General features: G+C 73.6%; 17 protein-coding genes. 11 read left to right on the plus strand and 6 right to left on the minus strand.

Going from position 1 to position 15,264, the window contains the following annotated elements:
* Window positions 1-43: 43 nt before the first annotated feature.
* Both cysC and BLW63_RS17435 read right to left on the minus strand, forming a co-directional pair.
* Window positions 44-595: an adenylyl-sulfate kinase gene (gene cysC / locus BLW63_RS17430; protein WP_091158995.1), complete on the minus strand. Its 552-nt coding sequence runs from the start codon at window positions 593-595 to the stop codon at window positions 44-46.
* Between the two features lie 48 nt (window positions 596-643).
* Window positions 644-1,129, minus strand: coding sequence for an RrF2 family transcriptional regulator (locus BLW63_RS17435; protein WP_091158998.1), 486 nt, complete (start codon window positions 1,127-1,129; stop codon window positions 644-646).
* A 35-nt stretch (window positions 1,130-1,164) separates the two neighbouring features.
* Between BLW63_RS17435 and BLW63_RS27420 the strand changes: the two genes are divergently transcribed.
* Window positions 1,165-1,926, plus strand: coding sequence for an NUDIX domain-containing protein (locus tag BLW63_RS27420; protein ID WP_211517154.1), 762 nt, complete (start codon window positions 1,165-1,167; stop codon window positions 1,924-1,926).
* Window positions 1,927-2,088: 162 nt separating this feature from the next.
* Here the strand turns inward: BLW63_RS27420 and BLW63_RS17445 are convergent, their stop codons facing one another.
* Window positions 2,089-2,259, minus strand: a complete 171-nt coding sequence (locus tag BLW63_RS17445; protein ID WP_091159000.1) for a CsbD family protein — start codon at window positions 2,257-2,259, stop codon at window positions 2,089-2,091.
* 350 nt (window positions 2,260-2,609) lie between these two features.
* Between BLW63_RS17445 and BLW63_RS17450 the strand changes: the two genes are divergently transcribed.
* The 7 genes from BLW63_RS17450 (at window position 2,610) to BLW63_RS17480 (ending at window position 9,764) form a co-directional block, all read left to right on the plus strand.
* Entirely contained in the window at window positions 2,610-4,253 is a 1,644-nt protein-coding gene (locus tag BLW63_RS17450) for a peptide ABC transporter substrate-binding protein (RefSeq protein ID WP_211517155.1), read from the plus strand.
* Window positions 4,254-4,390: 137 nt separating this feature from the next.
* The gene (locus tag BLW63_RS17455) at window positions 4,391-5,314 is read left to right on the plus strand and encodes an ABC transporter permease (protein WP_091159003.1); all 924 of its coding nucleotides are present in this window, start codon (window positions 4,391-4,393) and stop codon (window positions 5,312-5,314) included.
* A complete protein-coding gene (locus BLW63_RS17460) occupies window positions 5,307-6,278 on the plus strand; it encodes an ABC transporter permease (RefSeq protein WP_091159005.1) in 972 nt (323 codons plus the stop codon). The genes BLW63_RS17455 and BLW63_RS17460 overlap by 8 nt, the downstream gene beginning before the upstream one ends.
* 17 nt (window positions 6,279-6,295) lie before the next feature.
* On the plus strand, window positions 6,296-7,357 hold the full coding sequence (locus tag BLW63_RS17465) for an ABC transporter ATP-binding protein (RefSeq protein WP_091159253.1): 1,062 nt from the start codon (window positions 6,296-6,298) through the stop codon (window positions 7,355-7,357).
* Entirely contained in the window at window positions 7,329-8,360 is a 1,032-nt protein-coding gene (locus BLW63_RS17470) for an ABC transporter ATP-binding protein (RefSeq protein WP_170856832.1), read from the plus strand. Before BLW63_RS17465 ends, BLW63_RS17470 begins: the two co-directional genes overlap by 29 nt.
* Window positions 8,361-8,460: 100 nt before the next feature.
* On the plus strand, window positions 8,461-9,354 hold the full coding sequence (gene mshB / locus BLW63_RS17475) for an N-acetyl-1-D-myo-inositol-2-amino-2-deoxy-alpha-D-glucopyranoside deacetylase (RefSeq protein WP_091159010.1): 894 nt from the start codon (window positions 8,461-8,463) through the stop codon (window positions 9,352-9,354).
* Window positions 9,351-9,764 carry a hypothetical protein gene (locus BLW63_RS17480; RefSeq protein ID WP_091159012.1) on the plus strand — a complete coding sequence of 138 codons (414 nt, stop codon included), beginning with the start codon at window positions 9,351-9,353 and terminating at the stop codon, window positions 9,762-9,764. Before mshB ends, BLW63_RS17480 begins: the two co-directional genes overlap by 4 nt.
* Here BLW63_RS17480 and BLW63_RS17485 read toward each other — a convergent pair.
* Window positions 9,721-10,473: a GNAT family N-acetyltransferase gene (locus BLW63_RS17485; RefSeq protein WP_091159014.1), complete on the minus strand. Its 753-nt coding sequence runs from the start codon at window positions 10,471-10,473 to the stop codon at window positions 9,721-9,723. The two genes, BLW63_RS17480 and BLW63_RS17485, sit on opposite strands and share 44 nt — an antisense overlap.
* 174 nt (window positions 10,474-10,647) lie before the next feature.
* Between BLW63_RS17485 and fdxA the strand changes: the two genes are divergently transcribed.
* A complete protein-coding gene (gene fdxA, locus BLW63_RS17490; protein WP_012947287.1) occupies window positions 10,648-10,974 on the plus strand; it encodes a ferredoxin in 327 nt (108 codons plus the stop codon).
* A gap of 20 nt (window positions 10,975-10,994) precedes the next feature.
* Complete coding sequence (gene dapC / locus BLW63_RS17495) at window positions 10,995-12,092, plus strand: succinyldiaminopimelate transaminase (protein ID WP_170856833.1); 1,098 nt, start codon at window positions 10,995-10,997, stop codon at window positions 12,090-12,092.
* A 14-nt stretch (window positions 12,093-12,106) separates the two neighbouring features.
* On the opposite strand, the gene BLW63_RS28620 is transcribed toward dapC, so the two are convergent.
* A complete protein-coding gene (locus tag BLW63_RS28620; RefSeq protein ID WP_211517156.1) occupies window positions 12,107-13,039 on the minus strand; it encodes a hypothetical protein in 933 nt (310 codons plus the stop codon).
* A gap of 98 nt (window positions 13,040-13,137) precedes the next feature.
* Here BLW63_RS28620 and BLW63_RS17505 point away from each other — a divergent pair, with 98 nt between their 5' ends.
* Window positions 13,138-14,238 carry an alpha/beta fold hydrolase gene (locus tag BLW63_RS17505; RefSeq protein ID WP_091159017.1) on the plus strand — a complete coding sequence of 367 codons (1,101 nt, stop codon included), beginning with the start codon at window positions 13,138-13,140 and terminating at the stop codon, window positions 14,236-14,238.
* 33 nt (window positions 14,239-14,271) lie between these two features.
* Here BLW63_RS17505 and dapD read toward each other — a convergent pair whose 3' ends face one another.
* Window positions 14,272-15,249, minus strand: a complete 978-nt coding sequence (dapD, locus tag BLW63_RS17510; protein ID WP_091159020.1) for a 2,3,4,5-tetrahydropyridine-2,6-dicarboxylate N-succinyltransferase — start codon at window positions 15,247-15,249, stop codon at window positions 14,272-14,274.
* Window positions 15,250-15,264: the final 15 nt, after the last annotated feature.

Consider the following 15,264-nt stretch of genomic DNA (forward strand, 5'->3'; position numbering starts at 1 on the left):
GCCTCCCATGGTCCCACACCCGACGGAACCGGAGGAGTGTGACTCAGGGAACAGGTGCCGTCGCCCCGTCGATCGCCTCCCGGATGCGGGCGACCGACTCGGGGAGCGGGGTCTGCGCGGTGTCGATGACCACCTCGGCGCGCGCCGGCGGCTCGTACGGGTCGTCGATGCCGGTGAACCCGGACAGCTGCCCGGCGCGGGCCCGCGCGTACAGGCCCTTGACGTCGCGGCCCTCGCAGACCGCCAGCGGCGTGGACAGGTGCACCAGAACGAACCGGCCGTGCCGCTCGACCAGCGCGCGGGCCTCCTCGCGGGCGGCCTCGTAGGGGGCGATCGCCGCGACCACGACCGTGCCGCCGTGCTTGACCACCTCGCCGGCGACGAAGCCGATGCGCCGGATGTTGAGGTCGCGGTCCTCGCGGGAGAAGGACAGCTCGCTGGACAGGTGGGTGCGCACCACGTCGCCGTCCAGCACGGTCACCGGCCGGCCCTCGGCCTCCAGGTCGGCGACCAGCGCGTCGGCGATCGTGGACTTCCCGGCACCGGACAGGCCGGTGAGGAACACGGTCACGCCCGGGCGCTGCTCGGCTGGCATGCCCGCCAGTCTCGCGCAGGCCCTCGCGGCTCCGCCGCCCCGCCCCGGCTACCGGCGCTCGGTGGAGTAGGCGGCGTCCCCGAAGGAGCGCCACGCCTCCTCGACCGCGATGAGCTCGGCGACCGCCGGCGGCAGCTCGCCCGCGACGACGTCGGCGAGGGTGACCCGCTCGAGCACCCGCCGGTAGGCCTCCCGCGCCGCGACCCACACCGAGGCCAGCGGGACGGCGGTGCCCGAGTACTCGACGTCCTCCGGGCGCTGGCCGTGCACCTCGGCGAGGAAACCCTGCTCCACGCGCATGACCCGGGCGATGGAGACCTCCGACGGCGGGAGGGCCAGCCGGTAGCCGCCGTCGCGGCCACGCTGGCTGGTGACCAGCCGGGCGTGCTGGAGGTCGCCGAGGATCGACTGGAGGAACCGGGAGGGGATGCCCTGGGCCGCGGCGATGCGGTCGCAGGTCAGGGCTCCGGGTGCCGCCGCGGCCAGTTCCACGGCGGCCCGGACGGCGTAGTCGACCCGGGCGGTGATGCGCACGGCGGCCAGTCTGCCCTGTCTGGGAGGGTGACACCGTGTCGCAGCTGCGTTTCACCACCTTGGTGGAGGCGCCGCTGACCGTGGCCTTCGACGTCGCGCGGGCCCTCGGCCGCCCCTGGCCGGTGCCGCTGGAGGAGGTCGTGTCGGTCCGCCCGAACCGTGACCTGTACGCCGTCGGGCCCGGCCACGGCTGGCGTCGGCTGACCCACTCCCGCCGTTTCACCGCCACCGGCGCCGGCACCGTCGTCGAGGAGCAGGTCGACTGGGCGACCGCGCTGCCGGGCCCGCTCGGGCGGGTGGTGGACCCGCTGCTGCGCCGGCGGGTCCGCCGCGCGATGCGGGCGCACCTCGACGGGTACGCCGCCGCGGCGGCGCGGCGCGCGCTCGACGTCGTCCAGGTGGTCGGCGCGGCGCTGGTGGACGGCGACCGGGTGCTCGTGGCCCGCCGGTCGGGCGGGCCCTACGACGGCTGCTGGGAGTTCCCCGGCGGCAAGGTCGAGCCGGGGGAGGAGGAGCTTCCCGCGCTGGTCCGCGAGATCGGCGAGGAACTGGGCGGGACCGTCGTCCCCGAGGGGTTCCTGGGCGAGGTGGTGCTCGACGGCGTGGTCGCCGGCGGACTACCCGGCGCCTCGACGCTGCGGGTGTGGTGGGCCCGGCTGCAGCCCGGCAGCGAGGTCACCGCGCACGAGCACAGCGAGCTGCGCTGGCTGGCCGCCGGCGAACTGGAGTCCCTGGACTGGATCCCTGCCGACCGGCCACTGCTGCCCGCCGTCCGCGCGCTGCTGGCCCGCCTCTGACACACCGCGGGCGCCGTCCCGGAGGAACGGCGCCCGCGGCGACGTGCTGGAACGGCCCCGTCCAGAGGCTCACCCCGAGCTAGCGAGGGGTGAGGAGGACGGGGCGGCCTCCTTGCAGGGTCCCACCGCGAGCCTGCGAGGGGTGGGGGGCAAGGAGGTCCTTTATTTGAAGACGTCCTTGACCTTCTCGCCGGCCTGCTTGAGGTTGCCGGAGGCCTGGTCGGCCTGGCCCTCGGCCTGCAGGTCGCGGTCGCCGGTCGCCTCGCCGACGGTCTCCTTGCCCTTGCCGGAGAGCTCCTCGGCCTTGTTCTTCATCTTGTCGATGCCACTCATGTCGACTCCTCTCTCGCCAGAGTTGGCTGGTCTACCCACCGCCGACGGACCTGACACACGGGGGTCGGAGGGGTGGAAGATGTCCGGTCGACCTGCCGTCAGGCCGGAGATCCTCAACTACAACGGACCCCTGGGCGCGTGCAAGCATGATTCCACCCTGTGAGATGGTGAGCCGAGGTCACAAGTCGGTGTCGGTCGTGGACGCCCTTCGCGGGGCGCGCCTAGGGTCCCGGCTCGTACCGAGTAGACCCGGTACCTGTCCGCACGACCCCGGCCGCCCGTCCGTGAACGCTGGCTGCCGGCGAACCAGTCCGTTCCCCCCGCTGAGCGGGACGAGGGAGGCATTGCACGTGAGGTTGAGCAAGCGCTCTGCTGCGCTCATCGCGACCGGTCTGTCCGGCGCGATGCTGCTGTCCGCCTGTGGTGGCGGCGACGACGACGGCGGTAGCTCGGGGGGTGCCGCCGCGGACGGCGGCACCTTCAGCATCTACATCAACGAGCCCGAGAACCCGTTGGTCCCCGGCAACACCACGGAGACCGAGGGCGGCCAGGTCGTCGACACGCTGTGGACCGGTCTGGTCGAGTACGACCCGGAGACCAACCAGGCCGCGTACACCGGCGTCGCGGAGTCGATCGAGTCGGCGGACCAGCAGACCTGGACGGTCACGCTGAAGGATGGCTGGACGTTCCACGACGGCACCCCGGTCAACGCGCAGTCCTTCATCCAGGCGTGGAACTACACCGCCAACAGCGCCAACGCACAGGGCAACAGCTACTTCTTCGCCAACATCGCCGGCTACGACGACCTGCAGGCCGCCGAGACCGGCGGCCAGCCCGCCGCCACCGAGATGAGCGGTCTGCGGCAGCTCGACGACCTCACCTTCGAGGTCCAGCTGGCCGAGCCGTACGCCCAGTGGCCCACCACGACCGGGTACAGCGCCTTCTTCCCGCTGCCGCAGGCCTTCTTCGACGACCCCGAGGGCTTCGGCGAGCAGCCGATCGGCAACGGCCCCTTCCAGGCCGAGGAGCCGTTCGTCCCCGGCGTGGGCATCACCCTGTCCCGCTTCGACGAGTACGGCGGGGACCAGCCGGCGAACGCCGAGTCGGTCGAGATCCGCGTCTACACCGAGCAGAGCACCGCGTACACCGACCTGCAGGGCGGCACGCTCGACATCGTCGACACCCTCCCGCCGGACGCCATCGCGACGGCCGAGCAGGAGTTCGGTGACCGGTACATCGAGACCGAGCAGGGCGACATCACCTCGCTCGGCTTCCCGACCTACGACCAGCGGTTCGCCGACCCGAACGTGCGCAAGGCCTTCTCGATGGCGATCGACCGGCAGGCAATCAGCGACGCCATCTTCAACGGCACCCGCACGCCGGCGGCGTCGTACATCAGCCCGGTCGTCAACGGCCATCGTGCGGACGCCTGCGACACCTGCCAGCTCGACGTCGAGGAGGCCAACCGGCTGCTCGACGAGGCCGGCTTCGACCGAAGCCAGCCGGTGGACCTGTGGTTCAACGCCGGCGGTGGCCACGAGGAGTGGATGCAAGCGGTCGGCAACCAGATCCGGGAGAACCTGGGCGTCGAGTACGCGCTGCGCGGTGACCTGCAGTTCGCCGAGTACCTGCCACTGCAGGACGCCCAGGGCATGACCGGCCCGTTCCGCTCCGGCTGGATCATGGACTACCCGGTCGCCGAGAACTTCCTCGGCCCGCTGTACTCCACCGAGGCCCTGCCGCCGGCCGGGTCGAACGTGACCTTCTACAGCAACCCGGAGTTCGACCGGCTGCTGGCCGAGGCCAACGCCGCGGACGGCGACGAGGCCGCCATCGCGGGCTACCAGGCCGCCGAGGACGTGCTCCTCGCCGACTTCCCGGCCGCCCCGCTGTTCTACCGGCTCAACCAGGGCGCGCACTCCGAGCGCGTCGACAACGTCATCATCAACGCCTTCGGTCGCATCGACGCGGCGGCAGTCGAGGTCGTCGAGTGACGGTCTGACCGAGTCGGACAGCTGAGGCACGAGGGGTGCGCCCGACCCACCCGGGTCGGGCGCACCTTCGTGTCCGGCCCCTACCCTGAGCCCGGCTGAGCCCGGGCCCCGCTCCTGGAGAACCAAGGAGGCAGCGCATGGGCCGCTACATCGCCCGCCGCCTGCTGCTCACCATCCCCGTCCTGATCGGGGCCTCGTTCCTCATCTTCGCGATGGTGTACGCGCTGCCCGGTGACCCCATCCGGGCGCTCGCCGGCGACCGGCCGCTCTCGGAGGCCGTGCAGGCCCAGCTGCGGGCCGAGTACAACCTCGACGACCCCCTCTGGCTGCAGTACCTGAAGTACGTCGGCGGCCTGCTCCAGGGCGACTTCGGCACCGACTTCTCCGGCCGGGCCGTGCTGGACACGATCGAACAGCGGCTGCCGGTCACCGCCAGGCTGGCCCTCGCCGCCGTCATCTTCGAGGCGCTGATCGGCCTGACCGCCGGCATCCTCGCCGGCATCCGCCGCGGGTCCTTCTTCGACAACCTGGTCCTGGTGACGACGACGCTGATCGTCTCCGTCCCGGTGTTCGTCCTGGGCTTCGTCGCGCAGTACGTCTTCGGCCTGCGGCTGGGGCTGTTCCCGACGTCCGGCATCGGCGAGGGCTGGTACAGCTACGTTCTGCCCGGCCTGGTCCTGGCCAGCCTGTCGCTGGCCTACGTGGCCCGGCTGACCCGGACCAGCCTCGCGGAGAACCTGCGGCAGGACTACGTGCGGACGGCGCGCGCCAAGGGGCTCAAGCCGGCGGTCGTCATCGGCAAGCACACGCTGCGCAACAGCCTCATCCCGGTCGTGACGTTCATCGGCGCCGACATCGGGGCGCTGATGGGCGGGGCCATCGTGACCGAGACCATCTTCAACATCCCCGGCCTCGGCCGAGCGGTGTACGACTCCGTGCTGCGCCAGGAGGGGGCGGTCGTGGTCGGCATCGTGACGCTGTTCGTCTTCTTCTACATCTTCTTCAACCTCGTCGTGGACATCCTGTACGCCCTGCTCGACCCGAGGATCCGATATGACTGAACGGCCGCCCACCGACCGCGCGACCGGGCTGGCCACTCCGGAGCACGGAACGGACCAGCCCCGGACCGAGCGCGCGGAGGCCACCCTCGAGGCGGAGGTCGCCGGCAGCCCGGCGATCGAGGAGGCCAGCCTCTGGTCCGACGCCTGGCGCAGCCTCCGCAGGAACCCGTTCTTCCTCGTCGGAGCGCTGCTGCTCGCCGTCTTCCTGGTGATGGCCGCGTTCCCGCAGTTGTTCACCAGCGTCGACCCGCGGTCGTGCGACCTGGCCCGCTCGGCGGAGGGCCCGAGCGGCTCGGCCTGGTTCGGCTACGACGTCCAGGGCTGCGACTACTACGCCAACGTCGTCCACGGGGCCCGGGTGTCGGTGACCATCGGCTTCCTCGCGATGCTCGGGACCCTGGCGCTCGGCATCGTGATCGGCTCGCTGGCCGGCTACCACGGCGGCTGGATCGACAGCGTCCTGGCCCGGGTCACCGACATCTTCTACGGCCTGCCGCTCATCCTGGGCGCCTTCATCCTGCTGTCCGTGCTGCCCGAGCGCGGCGTGCTCGAGGTGGCGCTCGCGCTGGTCGTCTTCGGCTGGATGACGTCGATGCGACTGGTCCGCTCGACGGTCGTCTCCGTGAAGGAGGCCGACTACGTGCAGGCGGCGCGGGCGCTCGGGGCGCCGACGCGGCGGATCCTGGTGCGGCACATCCTGCCCAACGCCATCGCCCCGGTGCTCGTCTACTCGACGATCTACATCGGGACGCTGATCGCCGCGGAGGCGACGCTGACCTTCCTCGGCATCGGGCTGCAGCTGCCGGAGATCTCCTGGGGTCTGCAGATCAACTCGGCGCAGACCCGGCTCCGGGACGCCGCGCACCTGATCTTCTTCCCGAGCATCTTCCTGTCGCTGACCGTGCTCTCCTTCATCCTCATCGGCGACGCCCTGCGCGACGCCCTCGACCCGAAGCTGCGGTGATCACGACGTCGTCCGCCATGTCCCACCCCGCACCCCTGCCCGCCCCGCTGCCCGGCACCCCGGTCCTCGAGGTGGAGGACCTCTCCGTCGAGTTCCGGACACCCAAGGGCGTCGTCAGGGCGGTCAACGGGATCAGCTACGAGGTCCACCCCGGCGAGACGGTGGCCATCCTCGGCGAGTCCGGTTCCGGCAAGAGCGTCAGCGTCCAGGCCGTCATGGGCATCCTCGACTCGCCTCCCGGTTTCGTGACCGGTGGCCGGGTGCTCTTCGAGGGGCGGGACCTGCTGGGTGCCAGCGCCGAGGAGCAGCGCGCCGTCCGCGGGCCGGGCATGTCGATGATCTTCCAGGACGCCCTGTCCTCGCTGAACCCGGTCTTCACCGTCGGTCACCAGATCGCCGAGATGTTCCGGGCGCACCTCGGCACCAGCCGCAAGGAGGCGAAGGAGGCAGCGATCGAGTTGCTCGACCGGGTACGCATCCCCGCGGCCCGTGAGCGGGTCAACGCCTACCCCCACCAGTTCTCCGGCGGCATGCGGCAGCGGGTGATGATCGCGATGGCGCTCGCGCTCAACCCGAGGGTGCTCATCGCCGACGAGCCGACGACGGCGCTCGACGTCACCGTCCAGGCGCAGATCATGGAGCTGCTCAAGGACCTGCAGCGCGACACCGGCATGGGCCTGCTGCTCATCACCCACGACCTCGGCGTGGTCAACGAGGTCGCCGACCGCGTCCTGGTCATGTACGCCGGCAACGTCGTGGAGACCGGCACCGTCGACGAGGTCTTCAGCGACCCGAGCCACCCCTACACCGAGGGCCTGATGGCCTCGGTCCCCGCGGTGGAGGACAAGGGAAAGCGCCTGCAGCCCATCGTCGGGACGCCGCCGGACCTCTCCCGCATCCCGTCGGGTTGCCCGTTCCACCCGCGCTGCCCGCGCCGGGTCCTCGAGGGGGCGCCGCCCGGTAGGAACTGCCGAGACGACGTCCCCCTGCTGCTCCCGGTCGGCTCCATCGGCCGGGCCAGCGCCTGCCACTACCGTGAGGAGGTCCTCCGTGCGCGCAGAACCGGAACCCCGGCCTGACGAGCCGCTGCTCGAGGTGCGCGGCCTCGTCAAGCACTTCCCGCTGACCCAGGGGGTCATCGCCCGCCGCGTCGTCGGCCACGTCCACGCGGTGGACGGTGTCGACCTCACCCTCCGCCGTGGCGAGACCCTCGGGCTGGTGGGCGAATCCGGCTGCGGCAAGTCGACCGTGGCCAAACTGCTCATGGGGTTGGAGAAGCCCACCGCGGGACAGATCCTGTTCCACGGCGAGGACGTGGCGCGGATGAACCGGCGCCGGCTCAAGGAGTACCGCCGCCGGGTCCAGATCATCTTCCAGGACCCGTACGCGTCGCTGAACCCGCGGATGACGGTGGGCGACATCGTCGCCGAGGGCTGGGAGGTCCACAAGGACGTCGTCCCGGCCAAGGACCGGCGCAAGCGCGCCCGCGAGCTCATCGAGCGGGTGGGACTGAACCCCGATTACGTGAACCGGTACCCGCACCAGTTCTCCGGCGGCCAGCGGCAGCGCATCGGCATCGCCCGGGCGCTGGCACTGCAGCCGGAGGTCATCGTCTGCGACGAGCCGGTGTCGGCGCTCGACGTGTCGGTGCAGGCCCAGGTGGTCAACCTGCTCGAGGACCTGCAGGACGAGTTCGGCCTCTCCTACGTGTTCATCGCCCACGACCTGTCCGTGGTGCGCCACCTCTCCGACCGGGTCGCGGTCATGTACCTCGGCAGTGTCGTGGAGGAGGGCACCGACGACCAGGTCTACGGGGCGGCGTCGCACCCGTACACGCAGGCGCTGCTGTCCTCGGTCCCGCTGCACGAGCCGCACCTGCGTGGCCAGAAGGACCGGATCATCCTGCAGGGCGACGTGCCGAGCCCGGCCGACCCACCTTCGGGCTGCCGGTTCCGCACCCGCTGCTGGAAGGCCCAGGACATCTGCGCCCAGGAGGCCCCCGCACTGGTCGACCGCGGCCAGGGACACCCGTCGGCCTGCCACTTCGCCGAGGCCCGCGAGGTCGTCCCGCTGGAGAGCTGAGCGGCGCGGCACGACGACCATGGCGTGGTGACCACCGCTGCGCCGCGCGGAGCGGTCAGCGCGCCATGATCGCGTCGGCGGTGCCAGGGAGGATGTGTCCGTGACGCCCTCCCGCCGCATGCTCCTGGTGCACGCCCACCCCGACGACGAGACGATCAACAACGGCGCCACCATGGCCCGCTACGTCGCCGAGGGGGCCGCGGTCACCCTGCTCACCTGCACCCTCGGTGAGGAGGGCGAGGTGCTGGTCCCCGAGCTGGAGCTGCTCGCCCCCGAGCACGCCGACCAGCTCGGCGGGTACCGGATCGCCGAGCTCCGGGCCGCGATGGAGGCCCTGGGCGTGACCGACTGGCGCTTCCTCGGCGGCGCGGGCCGGTACCGCGACAGCGGGATGATGGGGAGCCCGGCCAACGAGAAGCCCCGCGCCTTCTGGAACGCCGACCTCGACGAGGTCGTGGCGCACGCCGTCGCCGTCGTCCGGGACGTCCGGCCGCAGGTCGTGGTCACCTACGACGAGAACGGCGGCTACGGCCACCCCGACCACATCCAGGCCCACCGTGTCGCCATGCGTGCCGTGGACGCCGCCGCCGACCCCGCGTACCGCCCCGACCTCGGCGACGCGTGGGACGTCGCGAAGGTCTACTGGTGCTGCGTGCCGCGCTCGGTGATGCGGCAGGGCATCGAGGCGCTGGCGGCACTGGGGGAGGACTCGCCGTTCGCGTCGCTGGGCGAGGTGGACGACGTGCCGTTCGCCGTCCCCGACGAGCTGGTCGCCGCGGCGGTCGACGGGCGGGCGCACGCCGGGCGCAAGGACGCCGCGATGCGCGCGCACGCCACCCAGATCACCGTCGACGGCCCGTTCTTCGCGCTGTCGAACAACCTCGGCAAGGAGGTCCTCGGTACCGAGTACTACCGGCTGGTGCGCGGGGACCGGGGCCCGGCCGCGACGCCCGAGGGCTGGGAGGACGACCTGTTCGCCGGCCTGGACGCGTGATCCGGGGCCTCGGGGCGGCGCTGCTGGTCACCGTGCTGGCGGCGTGGCTGGCCGTGGTGGAGGTCCTCTGGCTGCCGCTGCGGGTCCTCGGTGTGCCCGTCCCCGTGTCGGTGGTCGCGGCGGTCGTCGGCAACCTGCTGCTGGTCGGCCTGGCCGTGCGGCTGACCGGCTCGCGCCCGGCCGCGGTGCTGCCCGCCGTGGTGTGGCTGGTCATTGCGGTCGCCGCCAGCCTGCGCCGTCCCGAGGGCGACCTGCTGCTCGTCGGCGGCGGCGTCCTCGGGGTGTTCTCGATGGCCTTCCTGCTGGGCGGTGTGGTGGCCGCGGCGTTCGCCGTCGGCAAGGTGCTCGCCGCCCCCCGGGACGGCGTCAGGCCGGCGCGTACCGGTAGTGGTACCGGTGGTGCTCGATGAAGCCCGCTCGCCGGTAGAGCGCCCGCGCCGGGGCGTTGGCCGCCGACACCTGCAGGTAGGTCCACCGCGCGCCGCGGTCGGCGCCCCACCGCTGCAGCGCGGCCATGACCGCGGTCGCCAGCCTCTGCCGGCGGTGGCGCTCCGCGACGGTGACCGCGGCGACGCCCAGCCAGTCGTCGGTGACCACCCCGCGGGCGACGGCGGCCAGCGGCGCCGGGGGCGGGTCGAGCCGCACGGCGGCGAAGGCGACCTCCTCGGCGTTGCCCAGCACGGCGCGGGCCGAGGGCGGCAGCGGCAGCCCGCGGTGCCGGTACCCGGCCAGCCACGCCTCGTCCGGCTCGGGGGAGAGGGTGACCGGGACGCCGTCCGGGGCCCCCGGCGTCAGCGCGGCGGTCAGCACGAGCACGTCCTCGTCCCGCTCCCACCCGGCCGCGGCGAAGGCGTCGTCGGCGGCGCGGGACTGGCGGCCCGGCAGCATCGCGCACGGCCGCAGCCCGCGGTCGGTGTACCAGCACGTGACGGCGTCCACCGCGTCGGGCAGCGGCATGCCGGGGTCGCCCACGACCAGCGCGGAGTTGGCCCGGCCGGTGAAGCCTCCACCCGCGCGCAGCAGCCAGTCGCCCAGCCGGGCCTCCTCCGTCCCGCGCCAGCCGCGCGCGGCCAGCAGTTCGAGGCCTGCGACGTCCAGGGGTGACCGACTCTGTCCCACGGCCCGATCCTGCGGGGTCCGCGCGGCGCGAGATCCGGTGGGGGCTCACCCGGCGGTGGCCCACCAGGCCACCCGTTCCGTTTCACGAGAGCGCCACGGGCCATACTTGAGGCCAGAGACGACCGGCCGTCGCGCCGGCGGAGCAGCTCCGCACGTCCCCGGGAGGGAATCACCGTGACCTACGTCATCACCCAGGCCTGCGTCGACGTCCTCGACAAGGCGTGCATCGACGAGTGCCCGGTGGACTGCATCTACGAGGGCGACCGGATGCTCTACATCCACCCCGACGAGTGCGTCGACTGCGGCGCCTGCGAGCCGGTCTGCCCGGTGGAGGCCATCTACTACGAGGACGACGTCCCGGACAAGTGGAAGGACTTCTACAACGCCAACGTGGAGTTCTTCTCCGACCTTGGCAGCCCCGGCGGTGCCGCCAAGACCGGCAAGATCGGCAAGGACCACCCGCTCGTGGCCGCCCTGCCGCCGCAGGGCGAGGGTCACTGACGGGCACGGCCACGGGGGAGGTGGCCGGCCGACTGCCGGACTTCCCCTGGGACTCGCTCGCCGGCGCCCGGGCCCGGGCGTCGGCGCACCCCGGCGGGGTTGTCGACCTGTCCATCGGGACGCCGGTCGACGACACCCCTGAGCTGCTCGCCACCGCGTTGGCCGGCGCGGGCAACGCGCCGGGCTACCCGACCGCGCTGGGTACCGCCGAGCTGCGGACCGCCGCGGCCGGCTGGCTGCAGCGCCGGCTGGGAGTGCGGCTGGCCGACCCGCTGGGCGCCGTGCCCTCGGTGATCCCCACCGTGGGGTCCAAGGAGCTCGTCGCGCTGCTGCCGACCCTGCTCGGGCTGCGCGGCGCCGGCACGGTGCTCATCCCCGAGGTCGCCTACCCGACCTACGAGGTCGGCGCGGTGCTGGCCGGGCTCACCGTGCGGCGGACCGACACCCCGCCGGACGACGCCGCCGGTGTGGTGCTGGTGTGGTTGAACTCCCCGGGCAACCCGCACGGTCGGGTGCTGACCGGTGACGAGCTGCGCGCCTGGGTGGCGTGGGGCCGGGCGCACGGCGTGCCGGTGGTCGCCGACGAGTGCTACGCGACCCTGGGCTGGGACGTCGAGCCGCGGTCGGTCCTGCACCCGGAGGTCGCCGGTGACGACCACACCGGCCTGCTCGCGGTGCACTCGCTGTCCAAGCAGTCGACCGCCGCGGGCTACCGCGCCGGGCTGCTCTCGGGCGACCCGGCGCTGGTCCGCCAGGTCTGGGAGGTCCGCCGGCACCTCGGGCTGCTGGTGCCCACGCCGGTGCAGGCCGCGATGGCCGCCGGGCTGGCCGACGACGCCCACGTCGGCGAGCAGCGGGAGCGCTACCGCGACCGCCGCGGCCGGCTGGCCGCCGCCGTCCGGGCCGCCGGGGCGCGCATCGACCACTCCGAGGCCGGGCTGTACCTGTGGGTCACCCGGGACGAGGACTGCTGGACGACGATCGACTGGCTGGCCGGCCTGGGCATCGTGGCCGCGCCGGGTTCCTTCTACGGCCCCGCGGGCGGGCGGCACGTGCGCATGGCGCTCACCGCCACCGACGAGCGGGTCGACGCCGCCGTGGGTCGCCTGACCGGCTGAGCGCGGGCGCCGCCTCAGCGGGCCAGTTCCAGGCGCACCGCGTCGGGGCCGGCGTCCGAGGGCGCCCACCCGCCGGCGGGGGTCCACTGGGAGCCGGCGAAGGACACCGACCGCAGCCCCAGCCGCTCGGCGTGCGCGACCGCCCAGGTGACCGCCGGCCAGCCGAACGCCGCGTCGACCTCCACCGCGCCGAAGCGCTCGGTGGTCGTCGCGCCCAGCTCCGACTCCACGACGCCCGCGGCGGCGGTGACCCGCGCGCTGAGCCGCCCGCCGGGGACCGGGGTCTCGTAGCTGCAGGTCAGCCGGCCCGGTTCCGGCGCGGCGAACGCCGCGGTGAGCTGCTGGGCCAGGGGCTCGTGCTTCTGGTAGGCCTCCGGGAAGCCGCTGCGCTGCACGCGCTGGGCGGCGTCGGTGAGCCGCAGGGACTCCCAGTTCCGCACCCGGACCAGGCCGTCGTAGAACTCGCCCGCCGCGTAGACCGGGTCCCGCACCTGCTCCGGGGTGCCCCAGCCCTGCGAGGGGCGCTGCTGGAACAGGCCCAGGGAGTCGCGGTCGCCGTAGTCGAGGTTGCGCATCGTCGACTCCTGCTGCGCGGTCGCCAGGGCGATGACCACGGCCCGCTCCGGCAGCCCGCGGGCCCGCCCGACGGCGGCGATGGTCGCGGCGGAGCCGGCCTGCTCGGCGGTCAGCGTGAGGCCGGTGCCCGCCACGGTGCAGGTGCCGGTGAGGGCCACCGGATCGGGACCCTCGATGCTGCGCACCAGCGCGACCACCCCCAGGACGACGAGCCCGACGAGGCCCAGCGGCAGCCAGGAGCGCCACGACCCGGCCGGCGCCCCCCGGCTCCCGCGCTTGGCGGGGGGCCGGCGCCGGGGGGCCGGGCGACGCGCCGGCGGCCGGCGGGCGGACGTCGTCCGCCGGGCCGTCGCGCTGCGTGTGCTGCTCATCGCCCGTGACTGTAGGTGCGCTCCCTGGCAGCGCGGTGCTGCCGCGGGGAGGTGTCCGTCGCTACCGTGTCCCGCCCAGCCACCCGCGAGGAGACCGCATGAGCGACAGCCTGCTGCCCGGCACCACCGCGACCCGGGTGCCCACCGACCGGCTGACCCAGAACGTGCTGCACCCCGAGGGTGTCGACCCGGCCGGGCCCGGGGAGGCCGTGCTCTTCGTGCACGGCAACGTCAGCTCGGCGCTGTTCTGGCAGCAGCCGCTGCTCGCCCTGGCCGAGACCGGCCGGGTGCGGCCGCTCGCGGTCGACCTGCGGGGCTACGGCGACACCGACCCGCTGCCGATCGACGCGCGGCGCGGGGTGCGGGACTGGGCAGACGACGTCGCCGCGCTCGTCGACGCCCTCGGCCTCGACCGGGTGCACCTGGTCGGCTGGAGCATGGGTGCCGGCGTGGTGCTGCAGTTCCTGCTCGACCGGCCCGAGCGGGTCGCGTCGGTGGCGCTGGTCGCGCCGATGTCCCCGTACGGCTTCGGCGGGACCGCCGGGCCGGAGGGGCGGCTGCTGTCGGAGGACGGCGCGGGCTCCGGGGCCGGCGTGGCCAACCCGGAGTTCGTGGCTGCGATCGCCGCCGGCGACACCACGGCCGACCGCCCGACCAGCCCGCGGGCGGTCCTGCGCGCCTTCTACGTGGCGCCCGGGTCGCTGCCCGTCGACCCGCAGCTGGAGGACGTGTTCGTCGCCTCGATGCTCTCCACCCGCACCGGCGAGGACCACTACCCGGGGGACGCGGCCACCTCCGCCACCTGGCCGGGCGTGTCACCGGGGGAGCGGGGGGTGCTCAACACGGTGGCGCCCACGGTGTTCGACCTCTCCGGGATCGCCGACCTGCCGGGCAAGCCGCCGGTCCTGTGGATCCGCGGGGACGCCGACCCCATCGTGTCCGACGCGTCGCTGTTCGACCTGGCACAGCTGGGTGCGCTGGGTGCGGTGCCGGGCTGGCCGGGGGCCGACGCCTGCCCGCCGCAGCCGATGGTCGCCCAGACCCGCGCCGTCCTGGACCGCTACGCCGCCGGCGGCGGGACCTACCAGGAGGTCGTGCTGCCGGGTGTCGGGCACTCCCCGCACATGGAGCGGCCGCAGGAGTTCGTCGTCGCCCTGCTCGAGCACCTCGACGTCCCGGCTCTACCGGGGGACGCCTGAGCCCGCCCGGCCCCCGTCCCGAGGGGTCCTCCCTCAGGTGTTGGCGTGCAGTTGGGCGTTGAGCTCGCCCCAGGTGCCCGTCCGCGGCAGGGCCTCGAGGGCGCCGGAGACCGAGTTGCGGCGGAACAGCAGGCCGTCCCGCCCGGAGAGCTCGGCGGCCTTCACCACCGAGCCGTCGGGCAGGGTCACCCGTGAGCCGGCGGTCACGTAGCAGCCGGCCTCCACGACGCAGTTGTCGCCGAGGGAGATGCCGATGCCCGCGTTGGCGCCCAGCAGGCAGCCCGAGCCGATCGAGACGACCTGCTTCCCGCCGCCGGAGAGCGTGCCCATGATGGAGGCGCCGCCGCCGATGTCGCTGTCGGGGCCGACGACGACGCCCGCGCTGATCCGGCCCTCGACCATCGACGGCCCCAGGGTGCCGGCGTTGTAGTTCACGAAGCCCTCGTGCATGACCGTCGTCCCCTCGGCGAGGTGGGCGCCCAGCCGCACCCGGTCGCCGTCGGCGACACGGACGCCGGAGGGGATCACGTAGTCGACCATCCGCGGGAACTTGTCGACGCCGTAGACGGTGACCTGCCCGTGCGCGGCGCGCAGCCGGTGCGGGTTGAACGAGGCGGCCTCGACCGGGCCGGCGCTGGTCCAGGCGACGTTCGTGAGCAGCCCGAAGACGCCGTCCATGTTGATGCTGCGCGGCGTGACCAGCCGGGCGGAGAGCAGGTGCAGCCGCAGCCAGACGTCGTGGGCGTCCGCGGGCGGTGCCGACAGGTCCGCGATGACGGTCCGGACGGCGGCCACCTCGACGCCGCGGGACTCGTCGCTGCGCACCAGGCCGCCGTAGTCGGGGCCGAGCTCGCCGGAGATCTCCAGCGCGCCCAGCCGGGTGGTGCCGGTCCGGGCGCCCTCGGGCGCGCCGAGCCGCGGCTCGGGGTACCAGGTGTCGAGCACCGTGCCCGCGCGGGTCACGGTGGCCAGACCGGCGGCGACGGCGGAGAGCGGGGCGGGGTCGGTCACGGGGACGACGCTACC

This window comes from Geodermatophilus africanus, assembly GCF_900107105.1.
In the GTDB taxonomy this organism is placed as follows: Bacteria; Actinomycetota; Actinomycetes; order Mycobacteriales; family Geodermatophilaceae; genus Geodermatophilus; species Geodermatophilus africanus.

Excerpts from the sequence above, each read along its gene's own strand:
- cysC (WP_091158995.1), bottom strand. The coding sequence starts at position 595 with ATGCCAGCCGAGCAGCGCCCGGGCGTGACCGTGTTCCTCACCGGCCTG.
- BLW63_RS28620 (WP_211517156.1), bottom strand. The coding sequence starts at position 13,039 with ATGAGCAGCACACGCAGCGCGACGGCCCGGCGGACGACGTCCGCCCGC.
- BLW63_RS17460 (WP_091159005.1), top strand. The coding sequence starts at position 5,307 with ATGACTGAACGGCCGCCCACCGACCGCGCGACCGGGCTGGCCACTCCG.
- BLW63_RS17465 (WP_091159253.1), top strand. The coding sequence starts at position 6,296 with ATGTCCCACCCCGCACCCCTGCCCGCCCCGCTGCCCGGCACCCCGGTC.
- BLW63_RS17505 (WP_091159017.1), top strand. The coding sequence starts at position 13,138 with ATGAGCGACAGCCTGCTGCCCGGCACCACCGCGACCCGGGTGCCCACC.
- BLW63_RS17445 (WP_091159000.1), bottom strand. The coding sequence starts at position 2,259 with ATGAGTGGCATCGACAAGATGAAGAACAAGGCCGAGGAGCTCTCCGGC.
- BLW63_RS17455 (WP_091159003.1), top strand. The coding sequence starts at position 4,391 with ATGGGCCGCTACATCGCCCGCCGCCTGCTGCTCACCATCCCCGTCCTG.